The sequence below is a fragment of the Prauserella shujinwangii genome, assembly GCF_003001955.1.
Classification (GTDB): domain Bacteria; phylum Actinomycetota; class Actinomycetes; order Mycobacteriales; family Pseudonocardiaceae; genus Qaidamihabitans; species Qaidamihabitans shujinwangii.
The window spans coordinates 504,701-521,294 of record NZ_PVNH01000001.1 but is presented as its reverse complement, the minus strand read 5'-3'; the positions used below and the strand labels follow the sequence as shown (position 1 = coordinate 521,294).

Annotated in this window: 16 protein-coding genes; 11 read left to right on the top strand and 5 right to left on the bottom strand. The window is 75.9% G+C overall.

Annotated elements, in window-relative coordinates; translation table 11 throughout:
- Position 1: 1 nt before the first annotated feature.
- The 6 genes from B0I33_RS02410 to B0I33_RS02385 all read left to right on the top strand — a co-directional run bounded on the left by B0I33_RS02410 (position 2) and on the right by B0I33_RS02385 (position 6,550).
- Entirely contained in the window at positions 2-538 is a 537-nt protein-coding gene (locus tag B0I33_RS02410) for a DUF6286 domain-containing protein (RefSeq protein WP_106176806.1), read from the top strand.
- A gap of 137 nt (positions 539-675) precedes the next feature.
- Positions 676-1,218, top strand: coding sequence for an Asp23/Gls24 family envelope stress response protein (locus tag B0I33_RS02405; RefSeq protein ID WP_106177023.1), 543 nt, complete (start codon positions 676-678; stop codon positions 1,216-1,218).
- Positions 1,219-1,237: 19 nt separating this feature from the next.
- Positions 1,238-2,323 (top strand): ATP-dependent DNA ligase, encoded by a 1,086-nt coding sequence (locus tag B0I33_RS02400; protein ID WP_106177022.1) that lies wholly within the window; start codon positions 1,238-1,240, stop codon positions 2,321-2,323.
- Between the two features lie 80 nt (positions 2,324-2,403).
- Positions 2,404-3,987 (top strand): alpha/beta hydrolase, encoded by a 1,584-nt coding sequence (locus tag B0I33_RS02395; RefSeq protein WP_106176805.1) that lies wholly within the window; start codon positions 2,404-2,406, stop codon positions 3,985-3,987.
- 56 nt (positions 3,988-4,043) lie between these two features.
- The gene (locus tag B0I33_RS02390; RefSeq protein ID WP_106177021.1) at positions 4,044-5,336 is read left to right on the top strand and encodes an AMP-binding protein; all 1,293 of its coding nucleotides are present in this window, start codon (positions 4,044-4,046) and stop codon (positions 5,334-5,336) included.
- Positions 5,333-6,550 (top strand): acetyl-CoA C-acetyltransferase, encoded by a 1,218-nt coding sequence (locus tag B0I33_RS02385; RefSeq protein ID WP_106176804.1) that lies wholly within the window; start codon positions 5,333-5,335, stop codon positions 6,548-6,550. Before B0I33_RS02390 ends, B0I33_RS02385 begins: the two co-directional genes overlap by 4 nt.
- A gap of 98 nt (positions 6,551-6,648) precedes the next feature.
- On the opposite strand, the gene ligD is transcribed toward B0I33_RS02385, so the two are convergent.
- On the bottom strand, positions 6,649-7,668 hold the full coding sequence (gene ligD, locus B0I33_RS02380) for a non-homologous end-joining DNA ligase (RefSeq protein ID WP_106176803.1): 1,020 nt from the start codon (positions 7,666-7,668) through the stop codon (positions 6,649-6,651).
- 69 nt (positions 7,669-7,737) lie between these two features.
- On the opposite strand from ligD, the gene B0I33_RS02375 reads away from it, so the two are divergent.
- The 4 genes from B0I33_RS02375 to msrB all read left to right on the top strand — a co-directional run bounded on the left by B0I33_RS02375 (position 7,738) and on the right by msrB (position 10,917).
- A complete protein-coding gene (locus B0I33_RS02375) occupies positions 7,738-8,412 on the top strand; it encodes a TVP38/TMEM64 family protein (protein ID WP_245900394.1) in 675 nt (224 codons plus the stop codon).
- A 165-nt stretch (positions 8,413-8,577) separates the two neighbouring features.
- A complete protein-coding gene (locus B0I33_RS02370; RefSeq protein WP_106176802.1) occupies positions 8,578-10,110 on the top strand; it encodes a serine/threonine-protein kinase in 1,533 nt (510 codons plus the stop codon).
- Between the two features lie 72 nt (positions 10,111-10,182).
- Entirely contained in the window at positions 10,183-10,482 is a 300-nt protein-coding gene (locus B0I33_RS02365) for a hypothetical protein (RefSeq protein WP_106176801.1), read from the top strand.
- A gap of 9 nt (positions 10,483-10,491) precedes the next feature.
- A complete protein-coding gene (gene msrB, locus B0I33_RS02360) occupies positions 10,492-10,917 on the top strand; it encodes a peptide-methionine (R)-S-oxide reductase MsrB (protein ID WP_106176800.1) in 426 nt (141 codons plus the stop codon).
- Positions 10,918-10,945: 28 nt separating this feature from the next.
- Here the strand turns inward: msrB and B0I33_RS02355 are convergent, their stop codons facing one another.
- From B0I33_RS02355 to hemE, 4 genes are read right to left on the bottom strand one after another with little or no spacing between them, the layout of a single operon-like run.
- On the bottom strand, positions 10,946-12,292 hold the full coding sequence (locus tag B0I33_RS02355) for a CoA transferase (RefSeq protein ID WP_106176799.1): 1,347 nt from the start codon (positions 12,290-12,292) through the stop codon (positions 10,946-10,948).
- Complete coding sequence (hemQ, locus tag B0I33_RS02350; RefSeq protein ID WP_106176798.1) at positions 12,289-12,981, bottom strand: hydrogen peroxide-dependent heme synthase; 693 nt, start codon at positions 12,979-12,981, stop codon at positions 12,289-12,291. The genes B0I33_RS02355 and hemQ overlap by 4 nt, the downstream gene beginning before the upstream one ends.
- Before the next feature lie 4 nt (positions 12,982-12,985).
- Positions 12,986-14,383: a protoporphyrinogen oxidase gene (gene hemG / locus B0I33_RS02345; protein ID WP_245900393.1), complete on the bottom strand. Its 1,398-nt coding sequence runs from the start codon at positions 14,381-14,383 to the stop codon at positions 12,986-12,988.
- Positions 14,384-14,394: 11 nt separating this feature from the next.
- A complete protein-coding gene (gene hemE, locus B0I33_RS02340; RefSeq protein WP_106177019.1) occupies positions 14,395-15,477 on the bottom strand; it encodes a uroporphyrinogen decarboxylase in 1,083 nt (360 codons plus the stop codon).
- A gap of 93 nt (positions 15,478-15,570) precedes the next feature.
- Between hemE and B0I33_RS02335 the strand changes: the two genes are divergently transcribed.
- Positions 15,571-16,197, top strand: coding sequence for a DUF3000 domain-containing protein (locus tag B0I33_RS02335; RefSeq protein WP_181193149.1), 627 nt, complete (start codon positions 15,571-15,573; stop codon positions 16,195-16,197).
- Positions 16,198-16,594 lie beyond the last annotated feature (397 nt).

Genomic DNA, 16,594 nt, shown 5'->3' with positions numbered 1-16,594 from the left:
CGTGCGGATACTCGTCCGTCTACTCTCGACACTGCTCGCGCTCGCGGCGGCCGCGGCGGGGGCGTTGCTGGCTCTGGAGGTCGCGTGGCAGTGGTGGCGTCCGGGGAGCGCGCCGTTGCTGGTGCCGTGGCCCGCGTGGCAGGCGGCCCTCGCCGGTGTGCGGTGGGACTCGACAGCCACCCGGCTCGCCGCCGCGCTCACCGCACTCGGCGGGCTGCTGCTCGTGCTGGCCGCGGCGGCGGCCCGGCACCGCACCGTGCGGTTGCGCGAGCCCGCGCCCGGGGTGAGCGGCACCCTCACCCCCCGCGCGCTCGCGCGGCTGGTCGGCACGCACGTGCGGGCCCGCGAGGATGTCGCGGCCGCGACCGTCACCGCGAGCGCGACCCGGGTCCGGGTCCGGGTCACCGGAGCGCGCGACGCCGGGGCGGAGCTCGCGCCGGACGTCACCGAGGCGGTGTCGACCGTGCTCTCCGGACTGCCGCTGGCCCGCACTCCGCGGCTGTCCGTCGCCGTCGAGCCCTCCGGGGAGCGCCGGTGAGCCGCGCGTCCGTCTCGAAGGTCTCGAAGGTCTCGGGGGGCTCGGGGGGCTCGGACGCCGCGGAGGTCTCGGAGGTCTCGGAGGTCTCGAAAGCCTCGGAGAAGGCCCTCGCCCGCTCGTACCGGTCGGAGCGAGCGCTGACGTTCGGCGCGGGCGCGCTGGTCCTCGGTGCGTCCTGCGTGGCGCTCGCCGTCGGCTTCGGCTGGCTCGGGACCGTACGGGCGCGGCGGCCGGTGCTCGACCCGATCGCCGTCGACTGGCTCGCCGCGCACGCCGTGCCCGCGCGGGTGGCCGCCATCGTCGCCGGGCTCCTGCTGTGCGCGGGCGGGCTGGGGTGGCTGGCCCGGTCCCTGCGCCCGGAGGGCAGGCCGGACCTGCGGCTCGACCGCGCGGTGGGGCACGAGCTCACCGTCGCGGCCGGTGCCCTCGCGGACGCCGTCCGCGCGGACGCGGAGGCCGTGGACGGCGTCGCGCGGGCCCGGGCCCGGGCGGTCGGCTCCGCCGAGCGCCCGGCGCTGCGCCTCGACGTCACGCTGCGGGACGGCGCCGACCTGCGCCGGGTGTGGCCTGACCTCGACGAGCGGGTGCTGGCCAGGGCCCGCGAGTCGCTGGGTCTCGAGGTCCTGCCCGCCGCCGTCCGGCTGGACACCGGCACGGCGAACCGGCGGCGCGGGCGCTGACCCGGGCAGAATGGCCCCCATGGCACTGCCGTTGACGCCGCCGGTCAAGCCGATGCTCGCCCGGCCGGCCAAGGAGATCCCGGACACCGACACGCTGCTGTTCGAGCCGAAGTGGGACGGATTCCGCTGCCTCGTCTTCCGCGACGGCGCGGACATCACCCTGCAGTCGCGCTCCGGCAAGCCGCTGAACCGGTACTTCCCCGAGGTGCTGGCCGAACTGGCCGGCACCCTGCCCGAGCGGGTGGTGCTCGACGGCGAGCTGGTGGTCGGGCTGGGCGGCAGGCTCGACTTCGACGCGCTGACCGAGCGCATCCACCCGGCGGCGAGCCGGATCGAGCTGCTCGCCGAGCGGACTCCGGCCAGCTACGTCGCGTTCGACCTGCTCGCACTGGCCGACCGGTCGCTGGTGGACGATCCGACGAGCGCCCGCAGGGACGCGCTCGCCACGCTGGCCGGCGACACGCTGCGGTTCACCCCGGCGACCACCGACCCGGATACCGCGCGGCACTGGTTCCGGCTGTTCGAGGGCGCCGGGCTGGACGGCGTGATCAGCAAGCCGCTCGCGGAGCCCTACTCCCCCGGCAAGCGGGTGCTGTCCAAGTACAAGCACTCGCGCACGGCCGACTGTGTGGTCGCCGGGCTGCGCTGGCACGCCGACACCGCACCCGGTGAGGCCGTCGGCTCGCTCATGCTCGGCCTGTACGACGACGCCGGGGTGCTGCACCACGTCGGGGTGGTCGGTGCCTTCCCCGCCGCGCGCCGCCGCGAGCTCGCCGCCGAGCTCGCCGGGCTGATCACCGAGGGAACGCACCCCTGGCTGGGCGACGCGGTCGTCGAGGGCCAGCGCCTGCCCGGCGGGGTCAACCGGTGGCGGCCGACCGAGCAGCCGTGGGTGCCGCTGCGGCCGGAGCGCGTCGTGGAGGTGGCCTACGAGCACACGGAGGGTGGTCACCCGGCGCGGTTCCGGCACACCGCGCAGTTCGCCCGCTGGCGGCCCGACCGCGACCCCCGCTCGTGCGGATACGCCCAGCTCGAGGAGCCGGCCCGGTACGACCTGGCCGCCGTCTTCCACGGCGAGGTGCGGCGCACCGACGACGCCCGGTGACCCGCTCACGTCCTCCTCACCGGCTCCGTGCGAAGGTCGGCGGCGTAGGGAACGCCGACCGGAAACGAGGAACCGAACCAGTGCCGCGTCGTGGAGCCGTCCACCGTCGCCGGGCCCGCGGGCTCATCCTCGCCGCGCTGGTGCCGGTGCTGATCGCCGGCTGCACCGCCGGACCGTCCACCCGCCCGCCGGTGGTGGAGGACGACGGCGCGGCCTCCCCGGCCCGGCAGCCGGCCACCCCCGGCGCACCCGCCACACCACAGCCCGCGCCGCTGCCCGGGCTCAGCGAGGCCCGCGACTCCCTGAACTGGAGCGACTGCACGGGAGAGACCCGGCAGCGGCTCGGCCCGCCCGCGCTGCCCGGCGCCCTGCGCTTCTCCTGCGCCCGCCTGACGACCTCGCTGGACGCGCCGGACCTGCCCCAGCGCGGGATCACGCGGATCGCGGTGCTCAAGGTGGGCGAGGGGCCGGTGCCGCTGGCGGTCGTCAACGACGTCGACGGCGAGCCCGGCACCCTGTACGCGGCGCGGCTCGCGGCGGAACTGCCCGACGAGCTGCTGGACACCTTCACGCTCGTGGGCATGGACCGCCGGGGCACCGGCCAGTCCGACCCGGCCCGCTGCATTCCCGACGACGTGCGCAGGGCCCTCCTGGGCTCCGACCCCGCGGGCGACATCACGTCCGTGCTCGACGCCGCGCGCATGGCGGGCCAGCAGTGCGCCATCAGCCTGGAGGACGAGCAGGGCGCCTTCGACAGCTGGCGCGCCGCCGGTGACCTCGACCAGCTGCGCGAGCAGCTCGGCGTGCCGCACCTCAACGCCCTCGCGCACGGCGAGGGGTCCCGGGTGCTGGCGGCCTACGCGGTCCGCTACCCCGCCCGGGTGGGCCGGGCCGTGCTCGACGGTGTGCCCGACCCGTCCGCGGACCCGGTGACGGTCCTCGACGGCGTCGCCGGGGGCGCCGAGGCCACGCTGAAGGCGTTCGGCGAGGACTGCGCGCGGCGCGAGTGCCCGCTCGGCACGGACGCCACCTCGGCGGTCACCGCGCTGACCGAGCGGCTCCGGCGGTCGCCCCTGACCACCGGGGACGGTCTCCGTCTCGGCCCGGCCCTCGCCCTGCGGGCGGTGCTCGAAGGGCTCGCCCGGCGGGACCGCTGGCCGGAGCTGGCCGAGGCGATCGCCGCCGCCGGGAACGGGCGTGGCGAGCCGCTGGCGGAGTTCGTCACGCCGCTGCTCACCGGCGACCGGCTGGATCCCGCCCGGCTCGACGGCGGGCTGGCCACCCGCTGCAACGACACCCGGGCCCGCCTGCCCGCGGACCGCCTGGGGCGGGCCTCCGCCGAGCTGGGCGGGAAGCATCCGGTGTTCGGCGCGCTGCTCGCGCAGCGGCTGGCGTGGTGCAGCCCGTGGCCCAGCCACAGTGAGCCGGAACCGCCACCGGGCGCGCCCGGCGCCCCGCCGATCCTCGTGCTGAGCACCGCGGCCGACCCGGTCACGCCCGAGCAGGGCACCATCCGCGCCGCCGAGCGGATGCCCTCCGCCGTGCGGGTGGCCTGGGAAGGTGCGGGCCACGGTGCCCTCTCCTCGTCGTGCGTGCGGGAGAAGGTGACCGGGTTCCTCGTCGAAGGGAAGGTGCCGAGGGACGGCATGCTGTGCCCGGCGTGAGGCGTCCCGCCACGCACTTGACGCAGCACACGGGCGGATGCTTCGCTGACGGCCGGATGAATCTGCTGTCGTTGCTCGCCGGGCTGGCCCCAAGCGACCCCCACGCCCCGATCGCCATCGACGTCCATCCGAGCAAACCCGTTCACGTCGACCGAGCCGAACTGTGGCGGCGCACCCTGCAGCTGCGCGCCGATCTCGCGACCGCGGGCGTCGGCCGGGGGGACGCGGTCGCGCTGTGGCTGCCCGACTGGTCCTGCGTCCTCGACTGGCACATCGCGACGGCGTCGCTGGGCGCGCACGTGGTGCCGCTGGCCGCCGGCGCCGACGGCGAGGCCGTGCGGGCGGTGCTGCGGCTGGCCGGGCCCAAGGTGGTGGCGCTGCCTGCGCGGGACACCGGTGCCGCGGGACCGGGCGCGCTGCGGGACGCGGTCGCCGCGGCAGGCGGGCCCGCCCCCGCCGTGGCGGTGGTGGCGGGGCCGCACGACGCGCCGCCGCTGGACCCGGCGAGCCACGACGTCGGAGGCGGGGCGTGGCTGCCCAGTGCCCCGGCCGCGGGCATGCCGATGCCCGCCACGCGTGGCGACGAGCTCGCGGTGGCGTTCCCCGTGCCGGCCGCCGGGGGACCCGCGTTCGCCGCGCACCGTGAATCGGCGGTGGTGCGGCACGCCCAGGCCTACGCGCGGGCGCTGGAGGCGGGGGACGGCGACGTGGTGGTCTGCGCGAGCCCGCTGTCCGGTGCGGTCGGCCTCGGCGCCGCGCTGGCGGCCCTCGCCGGCGGCGCCACGTGCCTGCTGGCTCCCGGCGCCGGTCCGGGCACGCTGCCCGGCCTGCTCTCCCGCTTCGCCGTCACCCACGTCGTCGCCGACGACGAGACCGCGCGGCGGCTGGCCGACTCCTGGCCGGAACGGCACCGCGACCCGGCCGCGTGGCGCAGGCTCGCCGTCGTCGGGCGGCACGACCGGGCCGCCGAAGCGACGGAGGCGGCCGAGCGGGCGGAGAAGGAGACCGGCGTGCCCGCCACGGCCGGGTACTGCTCCCCCGAGCTGCTCGCGCCCGCCGCGCTGTGGCCGCTGGACACCGCGGTTCCCCGGCGCTGGCAGGCCGGCGGCGCGCCGGTGCCGCCCGGGCTGGAGGTGCGGGTGGTCGACCCGGTGACGCGGCGGCCGGTGCCCGAGGGCGCGCGCGGTGAGCTGTGGTTCCGGGGCGACGGTGTCGCCGCGGAGCACCTCGGCGGCGACGGCGCCCGGCGGGAGCCGGGCGGCTGGCTCGCCACCGGCGACCTCGGCGCGCTGACCGGCGGGGAGCTCGTGCACGCCGGCACGGCAGGCAGCGGGAAGAAGCGCGCATGACCGGTGAGGTGTGGATCTGCGAGCCGGTCCGGACGCCGGTGGGCCGGTACGGCGGGGTGTTCCGGGACGTGCCCGCGAGCGAGCTGGCGGCCACGGTGCTGCGTGCGGTGCTCGCGCGGACCGGCATCCCGCCCGCCGAGGTGGAGGACGTCCTGTTCGGGCAGTGCTACCCGAACGGGGAGGCACCCGCCATCGGCCGGGTCGCCGCCCTCGACGCCGGGCTGCCCGTCGAGGTGCCCGGGCTGCAGCTCGACCGGCGCTGCGGGTCGGGGCTGCAGGCGGTGCTCGACGCGGCGATGCGGGTGCAGACCGGCGTGCACGACCTCGTGCTCGCCGGCGGCGCCGAGAGCATGAGCGGGGTCGAGTTCTACACCGACGGCATCCGGTGGGGCGCCCAGGGCGGTGTCGAGCTGAAGGACCGGCTCGCGCGGGGCCGGGTGACCGCGGGCGGCACGAACCACCCGGTGCCGGGCGGGATGCTCGAGACCGCGGAGAACCTGCGTGCGGAGTACGGCATCCCGCGAGGCGAGCAGGACGAGCTCGCGCTGCGCTCGCACCGGCGGGCGGTGGCGGCCATCGAGGACGGCCGGTTCGCCGAGGAGATCGTGCCGGTCACCGTCCCGGGCAGGCGCGGCAAGCCGGACACCGTGGTGGACCGCGACGAGCATCCGCGCGCCGACGCCAGCCTGGAGTCGCTGGCCGCCCTGCGCCCCGTGCTGGGCAGGCAGGACCCGGACGCGACGGTGACCGCGGGCAACGCGAGCGGGCAGAACGACGGCGCCGCCGTGTGCGTCGTGGCCAGCCCGGCGAAGGCCGAGCAGCTGGGCCTGCGGCCGTTCCTGCGGCTGGTGTCGTGGGCGGTCGCCGGGGTGCCGCCGCGCACGATGGGCATCGGTCCGGTGCCCGCCACCGGCAGGGCGCTGGAACGGGCCGGGCTGGCGTTGCGGGACATGGACCTCGTCGAGCTCAACGAGGCGTTCGCCGCGCAGGTGCTCGCCTGCACGCGAGAGTGGAAGCTCGCCGGGAGCGACTTCGAGCGGCTCAACGTCAACGGCTCCGGCATCTCGCTCGGGCACCCGGTGGGCGCGACCGGCGTGCGGATCCTCACCACGCTGGCACACGAGATGCGGCGCCGCGAGGCGCGGTACGGCCTGGAGACCATGTGCATCGGCGGCGGCCAGGGCCTCGCCGCGGTCTTCGAACGCGTCGCCTGACGCCGCCTGCCGAACCCGGATCGTCCCCCCAAGGCCACCTTGGTCGCGTTCAACGCCACCAAGGTGGCCTTGGCGGCACACTGCCCGCTCCGGGCGCGTCAGGTGTCGGGGCGGGCGCGGCTGGGCTGGACCCGCTTGGGTTCCCCCGCCATCTTCGGGAAGTCCGGCGGATAGGGCAGGTCGCCGAGGCCGTGGTCGCGCTCGTCCCGGGCGTACCACTCCAGCAGCGGTTCGATCCCGAACGCCTGCGTGTCCAGCTCCCGGTGCGGGTCGCCGTGCTCGGCGAGCAGGCCGGGAACGGTGAGCACGTCGAAGTCGTCGGGGTCCGCGTCCGGCAACTGGTCCCACGTCACCGGCATCGACACGGTCGCGCGGGGCGTGCCGCGCACCGACCACGCCGAGGCGACCGTCCGGTCCCTGGCCGCCTGGTTGTAGTCGAGGAACACCCGGCCCCCGCGTTCCTCCTTCCACCAGGCCACCGTCGCCCTTCCGGGCGCCCGCCGCTCCACCTCCCGGCCCAGCGCGATGACGGCGTGCCGCACGGCGACGAAGTCCCACTCGGGCCGGATGCGGACGAGCACGTGCACGCCGCGGCCGCCGGAGGTCTTCGGGTAGCCGGTGAGGCCCGCGTCGGCGAGCACCTCGCGCACGACGGCCGCCACCGCCGCCGCGTCGGCGAAGCTCGCGGTCTCCGGCGGGTCGACGTCGACGCGCAGCTCGTCGGGGTGGTCGAGCCGGGGACGGCGCACCGGCCACGGGTGGAAGTCGAGCGTGCCGAGGTTCGCCGCCCAGGCGAGCACCGCGGGCTCGGTGGGGCACACCTCGTCGGCGGTGCGGCCGGACGGGAACGTGATCCGCGCCGTCTCGACCCAGTCCGGGGCGCCCTTCGGGACGCGCTTGGCGTAGAACGCCTCGCCCGCCACCCCGTCGACGAACCGCTTGAGCGTCGTCGGCCGTTCCCCGATCGCGCGCAGCAACGGATCCGCCACCGCGAGGTAGTACTCCACCACCTGCCGTTTGGTGATGCCGCGCTCGGGGAAGTACACCTTGTCCGGATTGGACACCCGCACGGTGCGCCGCCCCACCTGGTACTCGACCGCCTCGCCGTGTCTGGCCACGTGCCCACCGTATCCCGCTTCCGGCCCGGCGCCGGGCCCGCCACGCGGCCCGTGCCCTACCGTGGACGCGTGGCAGGGCGCACCAGGATCGTCGGCGGACTCGTCCTGCTGGCCGCGCTGGGCGCCGCGGCGCTCACCGTTCCCCTCCCGGGCCCGGTGGCGTTGCGTGCCTGGGCGGATGGTCTCGGCCCGGCGGCGCCCCTGCTGTTCCTCCTGGTCTACGCGGTGTGCACGACGGCCCCCGTGCCGCGCACGGTGTTCAACCTGGCCGCGGGCCTGCTGCTCGGCGAGGCCGTCGGGGTGGCGGTCGCGCTGGCCGCCACCGTCGCGTCCGGCGCGCTCGGGTTCCTCGCCGCCCGGGCGCTCGGCCGGGAGCTGGTCACCCGGCACCTGCACCGGGGGCCGGTGCGGGCCGTGGACGAGCGGCTCTCCCGCGGCGGCGTGCTGGCCGTGCTGTCGCTGCGGCTCATCCCGGTGCTGCCGTTCGCGCCGCTGAGCTACTGCTGCGGCGTGTCCTCGGTGCGGCTGCGGCCGTATCTCGCCGGTACCGCGGTGGGCAGCCTCCCCGGCACGGTGGCGGTGGTGGTACTGGGCGACGCGCTCACCGGCACCACACCACCCGCGCTGCTCGTCTGCTACGCCGCGTTCGCCGCAGTGGGCGCACTCGGCCTGCTGCGCGTGGTGCGGTCGACCGCGCCCCGGCGGGCCGCGACCGGGCCCGTCACCGAGCCCGCCACCACCTGATTCACCCGGTTCCCCTTGGGACGCGGCACGTCCGGCGGTTCGCGGCGACCGCGGGAACGGGACCGCTACACTCGACCGGGTTGCGCGGGCGGTCGCCCGCGCCAAGCCGAAAATCCACGATCGCGCGTAGACAGCCGAGGAGAAGCCGTCATCGACACCGGCCAGTTGATCGCAGGGCACTACCGCCTCGTCGAGCACATCGGCAGTGGCGCGATGGGCATCGTGTGGCGCGCCGTCGACGAGCGTCTCGAGCGTTCGGTCGCGGTGAAGCAGATCCTGGCACAGCCTGGACTCTCCGACGCCGAGCGCGACAACATTCGGCAGCGTGCCATGCGCGAGGCGCGGAACGCGGCGCGCTTCCAGCATCCGAACGCGATCGTGGTGTTCGACATCGCCGAGCACGAAGGCGATCCGTGCCTGGTGATGGAGTACCTGCCCTCCCGCAGCCTCTCCGCGATCCTCGCCGAGCGCGGAACGCTGCCGGTGCCCGAGATCGCGCGGATCGGCGAGCAGGTCGCGTCCGCGCTCGTGGCCGCGCACCGCGCGGGAATCGTGCATCGCGACATCAAACCGGGCAATGTGCTCATCGACGACAACGGGCTCACCAAGATCACCGACTTCGGCATCTCGCGGGCGACCGGCGACCTCACCCTCACCCAGACCGGGCTGATCGGCGGCACCCCCGCCTACCTCGCGCCCGAGCTGGCCCGGGGCGCCGATCCGGCGCCGAGCTCCGACGTCTTCGCGCTCGGCGCCACCCTGTACCACGCGATCGAGGGCCTGCCGCCGTATGGCGACTCCACCAACCAGCTCGCGCTGCTCTACGCCGCGGCGAGCGGCAAGATCAACCCGCCCACCCGGGCCGGTTCGGCGACCGCGCTGCTGATGAGCCTGCTGCGGCCGGAGCCCGAGGACCGCCCGACCATGGCGGAGGCCAGGGAGAAGCTGGCCGCGCTGGCCACGGAGGGCAACGGCCGCGCGGCAGGCGGCCCGGCCGTGACCCGGGTCTCCCCGCCGCTGCCGCCGCAGGGTGGCGGTCCGCGGCCCGCCGCGCCGCCGTGGCAGCGTGACGATCGCGGCGAGGCCGTGCCGCCGCGGAACCCCACCGCGAACTTCGCGCCCGCGCGCAACGGCAACGGCAGCGGGGGCAGCGCCAGCAAGGTCGGCGGCGGCAGACGCAAGCCGCTCCTGTTCGGCGCGGTCGGTGCCGCGGTCCTCGTGCTCGCCGCCGTGCTCGTCATCCTGCTCAACCAGGGCGGCGACGATCCGGGTGGGAACGTCGCGGGCGGCGACCCGTCCTCCGCCTCGCCCACGCAGTCCGAGCCCAGCAGCTCAGCCCCCGCCGACCTGGGGCAGACCGAGAACGAGGGCACCGTCACCGACTTCGCAGGCGCCGGGCAGCTGGTCGTGGGCTACTACAACGACCCGCAGGGCAGCTGGAACAGGCTCACCCCGGCCGCCCAGGCGCTGTTCGGCGGCGAGGACGAGTACCGCACCTACTGGAGCGGCAAGTCGGTCCAGAACATCCAGAACGCCCGCGCCTACAAGGGCACGAACAACGAGGACGGCTCCGTCGACATGCGGGTGTACGTCGACTTCGGCGACGGCCTGCGCCCGATGTACCTGCGGGTGATCAACTCGGCCAGCGGCATGCTCATCGACAGTGACCCGCGGCCCGAGTCCAACTCCCAGCGCTAGGACTCCCCGACGGAACGCGCGCGGAACCCGCCACAGATGGGCATTTCCTGCGGGGTGACTTACCGTGGACCCATGGCCGACAACCCGGGTGCGCGGCACCACTCGCGCTTCGACGACGACCTCGTCGGGCTGGACCCGCACGATCCGGAGGCACAGGCCTTCGCCGCTCACCTCGACCGCATGCAGCGGTGCGAACCGGCGTTCACCGTCGAGGCCTCACTCAATCGCGTCGCCGAGTTCGCCGACTCCAGCAACCGCGCGGGCGGCCTCCGCTGGTGGGTGGCCGTCACGGTGGTGTGCCTCATCCTGCTCGGCGTGCTGGTCGCCGCGTGGGACATCATCGGCAGCGCCCTGGAGTGGCTCGCGCGGTAGCCTGGGGGCATGGATCCCGTGGCCGGAACGACTCCTCGTGTCGTGAAGTCGGAGCAGGAGTGGCGTCAGCAGCTCTCCCCCGAGGAGTACGCGGTACTGCGCGAGGCGGGCACGGAACGCCCGTTCACCGGCGAGTACACCGACACGAAAACCCAGGGCGTGTACGAGTGCCGCGCGTGCGGCGCGGAACTCTTCCGCAGCGACACCAAGTTCGAAAGCCACTGCGGCTGGCCGTCGTTCTACGACCCCGCCGACTCCGACGCCGTGATCCTGCGCACGGACCGCTCGCTCGGCATGGTGCGCACCGAGGTGCTCTGCGCGAACTGCCACAGTCACCTCGGCCACGTCTTCGAGGGCGAGGGCTACGGCACCCCGACCGACCAGCGGTACTGCATCAACTCGGTCGCCCTGCGCCTGGTTCCCGCCGACTCGTGAATGGGAAACGTGGTGAGAACCACGGTTCTCACTCACGAGGCCAGGCGGCCGGATCCGCGCCCGGCACCGGGCTGCCCCGCAGCCAGCGCGGTGGTGCGGCGGGCAGGACCCCGGGCGGGGCCACGTGCGTCACCGTTCCCAGCGGCCCGGGAGTACGCACGAGCAGGTCCGACACGTCGGGATACGCGCCGTCGCCGTCCAGGCGGCCGAGGGAGTCGAGCCACTCGGCGGTGCCGGCGAGGGCGAGCCGGGCGTGCGTGCCCCCACCGGTCATGGCCCGCCTGCGCAGGCCGAGCATCGCCGCGGTGGCCGCGAGCCAGCCGGTGGCGTGGTCCAGCGCCTGCGCGGGCAGCGGCCGGGGCCTGGCCGAGCCGGGATCGTGCGCGAGGCCGGACGCGAGCTGGACGAGGCTGTCGAACCCGCGCCGTTCCGCCCACGGGCCCGTCCAGCCGTACGCGGAGATGTCCACGACGACGAGCCCGGGGCGCGCCTCGGCCAGCTGCCGCGGGCCGAAGCCCCACGCCGCGAGCGCGCCCGGCCGGTACGACTGGATCAGCACGTCGGCCTCGCGCACGAGCCGCCACAGCGCCGCCCGGCCCTCGTCGGTGCGCAGGTCGAGGTGGGCCGAGCGCTTCCCGAGCCCGGTGTCGGCGTCGAGCAGCGGCAGCGCGGGCAGCCGGGCGGCGCCGATCCGCAGCACGTCGGCGCCGTGCGCGGCCAGCGTCCGCCCCGCGACCGGGCCCGCGATGACGTGCGTCAGGTCGAGCACGCGCACCCCGTTCAGCGGGCGGTCCCCGGAGGGCAGCGGCTCGGGCGGGGTACCGCCGAGCGGGTCGAACCGCACCGGTGGCAGGGTCCGCACGGCCGCGCCCTGCGGATGCGCCCGCCACGCGGCCCGCGAGCGGAGTGCCGCGGCCGCGCCGCCCGCGGCCACCACCGCCTCCTGCACGTCCTCCGCCGCCCGGTCGCGCACGGCCGCCGCCAGCGCGTCCCGCTCCTCCGGCACGCCCAGGGCACGGCACGCCGCGGCCGCGTGGTGCGAGTAGTTGCAGTGCAGCCGGACCCAGCCGTCCGCGGCGCGGTAGACGTCCGACAGCGGAGCCCACGCCTCGCCCGGCACGGCACCGTCCACCAGCACGTGGTGCTCACTCCGGAACGCCGCGGCGGCGTGCCGCGTGTCCACCGCGACGCGCCCCGGGTCGATCCCGCGCAGCCGCAGCAGCTCCCCGGCCGCGTACGTGGTGACGCCGATGGCGGCGGCCGCGGCCGCCGCGACCCGGTACGGGCCGGGCAGCACGGTCTCGGCGCCGGTGACCTCGACCGGCGGGGCGGGCCCGCCGGTCAGGGCGGTCCAGAGCCGGCTCGCGACCGTCACGGCAGGTTCAGCACCAGCTCGGCAGGCGGCACGCGGGTGCCGGTGTAGAACGGGATCTCCTCCCGGACGTGCCTGCGCGCCTCGGTGCCGCGCAGGTGCCGCATCAGGTCGACGATCCGGTGCAGCTCGTCGGCCTCGAACGCGAGGATCCACTCGTAGTCGCCGAGCGCGAACGAGGCGACGGTGTTGGCGCGCACGTCCGGGTAGTCCCGCGCCTCCCGGCCGTGGTCGGCGAGCATCTTGCGGCGTTCCTCGTCGGGCAGCAGGTACCACTCGTAGGACCGGACGAACGGGTACACGCAGACGTACCGGCGCGGTTCCTCCCCGGCGAGGAACGCGGGCACGTGGCTCTTGTTGAACTCGGCGGGCCGGTGCAGCGCGAACTGACTCCAGACCGGGGTGGAGACCCGGCCGAGCGGCGTGCGGCGGAACCCGGTGTAGGCGGCCTGCACCTGCTCCGCCTCCTCGGCGTGCCACCAGATCATGAAGTCGGCGTCGGCGCGCAGCCCCGCCACGTCGTAGACGCCCCGCACGACCACGCCCTTGCCCTCGAGCGCGTCCAGGTACTCGGCGGTCTCCCTGGCCGGGCCGCTCCGGTCGTCGGGCAGCCTGCCCGGCTCGACGCGGAACACCGACCAGGCGGTGTAGCGGATGGTGTCGTTGAGCTCTGCGTAGTTGAGGCGCGCCATGCCCCTATCGTCCCACCACGCGGCGGGCGGCGGCGTCGGCGGTGGCGATGCAGGCGGGGATGCCGACACCGTGCAGCGCCGCGCCCGCGATCGCCAGGCCCGGCACGGCGGCCACGGCCCGTTCCGCCCTGGCCACCCGCTCGGCGTGGCCGGGCGCGTACTGCGGCAGCCCGCCGCCCCAGCGCGTCACCAGCGTGGCCACCGGCTCCGCCGACACCCCGGTCAGCTCGGCGAGATCGGCCCGGACCAGCCGCACGAGCTCGTCGTCGGTGGCGCGCAACGGCGCGGTCTCGCCGAAGCGGCCGACCGACCCGCGGATCAGCGGGGGCGCGCCGTCCGGTGCCACATGGGCCCATTTGCGCGCGGAGAACGTGAAGGCCTTCGCGGTGAACGGCGTGCCATCCCGGTGCCGCTCCCCCGCCGCGATCAGCACGCCGGAGGCGTCGGGCAGCGCCGTGCCCGGCGGCAGCGCCAGTGCCACGACCGCCATCGACGCCAGCTCCATCTCGGCCAGCGCGGCCGCGGCGCCGGGCGCGACACCGCCCAGCAGGCGGGCGGCGGCCGGGGCGGGCACGGCGAGCACCACGGCGTCGGCCTCCGTCTCGGCTTCGGCGGGCGCGTGACCCGGCGCGGCCGCGCCCGCGGTGAGCCGCCAGCCCCCGCCGGGCACCCGGTCCAGCGCCCGGACGGTGGTGCCCAGCCGGACGTCGGCGGCGGCGTGCTTGTCCAGCGCGTCGACGAGCGAGCCCAGCCCGCCGGTGAGGGTGGCGAACACGGGCTCGCGAGCGGGTGTGCCGGGCAGCTGGGCGGCCGCGGCGGCAGTGAGCGAGCCGGCTCCGGAGTCCACGGCGGCGGCGAGCCCGGGCAGCGTGGCGCGCAGGCCGAGCCCGTCGGCTCCGCCCGCGTAGACGCCCCCGAGCAGCGGGTCGACGAGCCGGTCGACCAGCTCGTCGCCGAACCGTTCGCGGAGCAGGGCGCCCAGCGCGACGTCGCCGTCCGGCAGGGCGGGCCGCGGGAGTCCGGGCTCGGCCGCGACGGCGCGGGCGCCCTCCTCCGACAGCACGTCCGCGACCGCGCCGGGGTCGGCGGGCACGCCCATCAGCGTGCGCGGCGGCAGGGCACTGGTCCGGCCGCCCGCGCGCATCGTCGCCCGCGCGGCAGTGGGGTGGGTGAGCTGCCCGGCGAGCCCCAGCTCGGTGGCCAGCGCGACCGCCTCGGGCCTGCGCGCGAGGAACGCCTCGGCGCCCACGTCGAACGGGCGGCCGGCCAGCTCGACGGTGCGCAGCTTGCCGCCGAGGCGGGAGCCCTGCTCGAACACGGTGATGGCGGCGGCGTCGCCGAGCAGGCGGCGCAGCCGGTAGGCGGCGGCCAGCCCGGAGATCCCGCCTCCGACGACCGCCACCCGGGCCGGGGTCACAGCGAGTGCACCAGCTCGACGACACGGGTGAGCACGGCCGGATCGGTGTCGGGCAGCACCCCGTGGCCCAGGTTGAAGACGTGTCCCGCGGCCGCTCGGCCCTCGGCGGCGATGCGGCGCACCTCGGCCTCGATCACCGGCCACGACGCCATCAGCAACGCGGGGTCCAGGTTGCCCTGCACGACCGGCGGCGGCCCGCCCGGCACGCTGAGCCTGCGGACGGCCTCGTCCAGCGGTACCCGCCAGTCGACCCCGACCACGTCGGCGCCCGCGTCGCGCATCGCGGTGAGGAGCTCGCCGGTGCCGACACCGAAATGGATGCGCGGCACGCCGTACTCCCCGGCGCCCGCGAGCACCTTCGCCGAGTGCGGCAGCACGAACTCGCGGTAGTCCCGCGGGGACAGCGCACCGGCCCAGGAGTCGAACAGCTGCACCGCGTCCACGCCCGCGTCGAGCTGCGCACGCAGGAACGCGAGCGCGACGTCGGCGAGCCGGTCGGCCAGCCGGTGCCACAGCGCGGGCTCGGCCCGCATGAGGGCCTTGGTGTGCTCGTGGTTGCGGCTGGGACCGCCCTCGATGAGGTACGACGCGAGCGTGAACGGGGCACCGGCGAAGCCGATCAGCGGCACGTCACCGAGCCGGTCGACCAGCAGCCGCACCCCGTCGGCGACAGCGTCCACCTGCCCGGGCTCGAGGGCGGGCACCGCGTCGACCTCGCGCTCCGTGCGCACCGGCGTGGTCACCACGGGCCCGGTGCCGGGGACGATGTCGATGTCCAGGCCCGCGGCGTACAGCGGCACGACGATGTCGCTGAACAGGATCGCGGCGTCCACCCCGTGTCGCCGCACCGGCTGCAGGGTGATCTCGGCCAGCATCTCGGGATCGAGGCACGCGCGCAGCATCGGCACGCCCTCCCGCAGCGCGCGGTACTCGGGCAGCGACCGGCCCGCCTGGCGCATGAACCACACGGGCAGCCGGGACGGCCTGCCACCGCGGGCGGCGACCAGGAAGGGGGCGCCGGACAGGTCGCGGCGGGCGGGCGGGCGCGAGACCCGCTGGGTTCGCGGTGGGAACGACATCGTCATCACGGCTATCGTGCCACGCGCCCGCGCGGCGCGATTTCCCGGCGCGTCAAAGCCCGCCCTCGCCCGCCCGGCGTTTACAGTCGGGCGGTGACCGCCATGACGCAGGCGCCCGAGACGTTCCGCGACGCCGTCGCGGCGCTGCAATCGGTGCGGCCCCGGCCGGAGCTGTCCCTCGAGGAGATCCGCGCCCCGCAGCGCCTCGCACCGTGGTCGTACGCGCTCAGCTGCGAGACGACCGAAACGACGGAGACGGCACAGACGGCAGGCACGGCAGGCACGGCAGGGACGATCGAGCGCGCGCGGGCCACCGAGGCGGTGCCCGCCACGGGCAGGCTGGTGCTCCTGCACGACCCGGAGGGCCAGGAGGCATGGCAGGGCGTGCTCCGGCTGGTCGTCTACGTCCGGGCCGAGCTGGACCGGGAGCTGGCGAGCGACCCGTTCCTGCCCGCGGTCGGCTGGTCGTGGCTGACCGACGCGCTCGAGTCCTCGGGCGCGTCCTGGAAGGCGCTGGGTGGCACGGTCACCGAGACGTCCTCGGCGCGCTTCGGCGACATCGCGGGCCCCCCGCGCACCGACGACCTGGAACTGCGCGCGTCCTGGACGCCGACCACCACGGACCTGCGCCCGCACGGCGAGGCGTTCTGCCAGCTGCTGGCGAGCGTGGCGGGACTGCCGCCCGTCGGCGTGTCGGTGATCGAGCAGCGCCAGACCTGACCGTCCCGGCCCGTGGTCACGTGCCCGCGCACCGGTCATACTTCCCCCGGCCGGGAAGCAGCACCACCCACCCGGAATACTGGCGGCCGGGTTCTGCCGACGACAGCGGTACCCGGCGGGCTCACCCGTCCCGGCCGCGTCGGCTCCGGCGGCCGCCGTCCGCATCTGCACGCGGCACCTGCACGCCCTGAACAACACGGGTAATCTCGGTTCATCGTGTTCGCTCCGCGATGTGTTAGCCACGGGGCGTGTAATAACCTGATCGTGCTACACAATCGGCAGTGAGTGACTACCCGATCGGTATAGATACCCATTTGATCCCCCCACTGACCCACTTGGGCGGCTAGAGTGCTCTCGACGACACCACTTTCGGTCTAAAGCTGGCGCGGCTGATTGG

Excerpts from the sequence above, each read along its gene's own strand:
- B0I33_RS02385 (WP_106176804.1), top strand. The coding sequence starts at position 5,333 with ATGACCGGTGAGGTGTGGATCTGCGAGCCGGTCCGGACGCCGGTGGGC.
- hemQ (WP_106176798.1), bottom strand. The coding sequence starts at position 12,981 with ATGGCGCGCCTCAACTACGCAGAGCTCAACGACACCATCCGCTACACC.
- B0I33_RS02390 (WP_106177021.1), top strand. The coding sequence starts at position 4,044 with ATGAATCTGCTGTCGTTGCTCGCCGGGCTGGCCCCAAGCGACCCCCAC.
- hemE (WP_106177019.1), bottom strand. The coding sequence starts at position 15,477 with ATGTCGTTCCCACCGCGAACCCAGCGGGTCTCGCGCCCGCCCGCCCGC.
- msrB (WP_106176800.1), top strand. The coding sequence starts at position 10,492 with ATGGATCCCGTGGCCGGAACGACTCCTCGTGTCGTGAAGTCGGAGCAG.
- B0I33_RS02365 (WP_106176801.1), top strand. The coding sequence starts at position 10,183 with ATGGCCGACAACCCGGGTGCGCGGCACCACTCGCGCTTCGACGACGAC.
- B0I33_RS02400 (WP_106177022.1), top strand. The coding sequence starts at position 1,238 with ATGGCACTGCCGTTGACGCCGCCGGTCAAGCCGATGCTCGCCCGGCCG.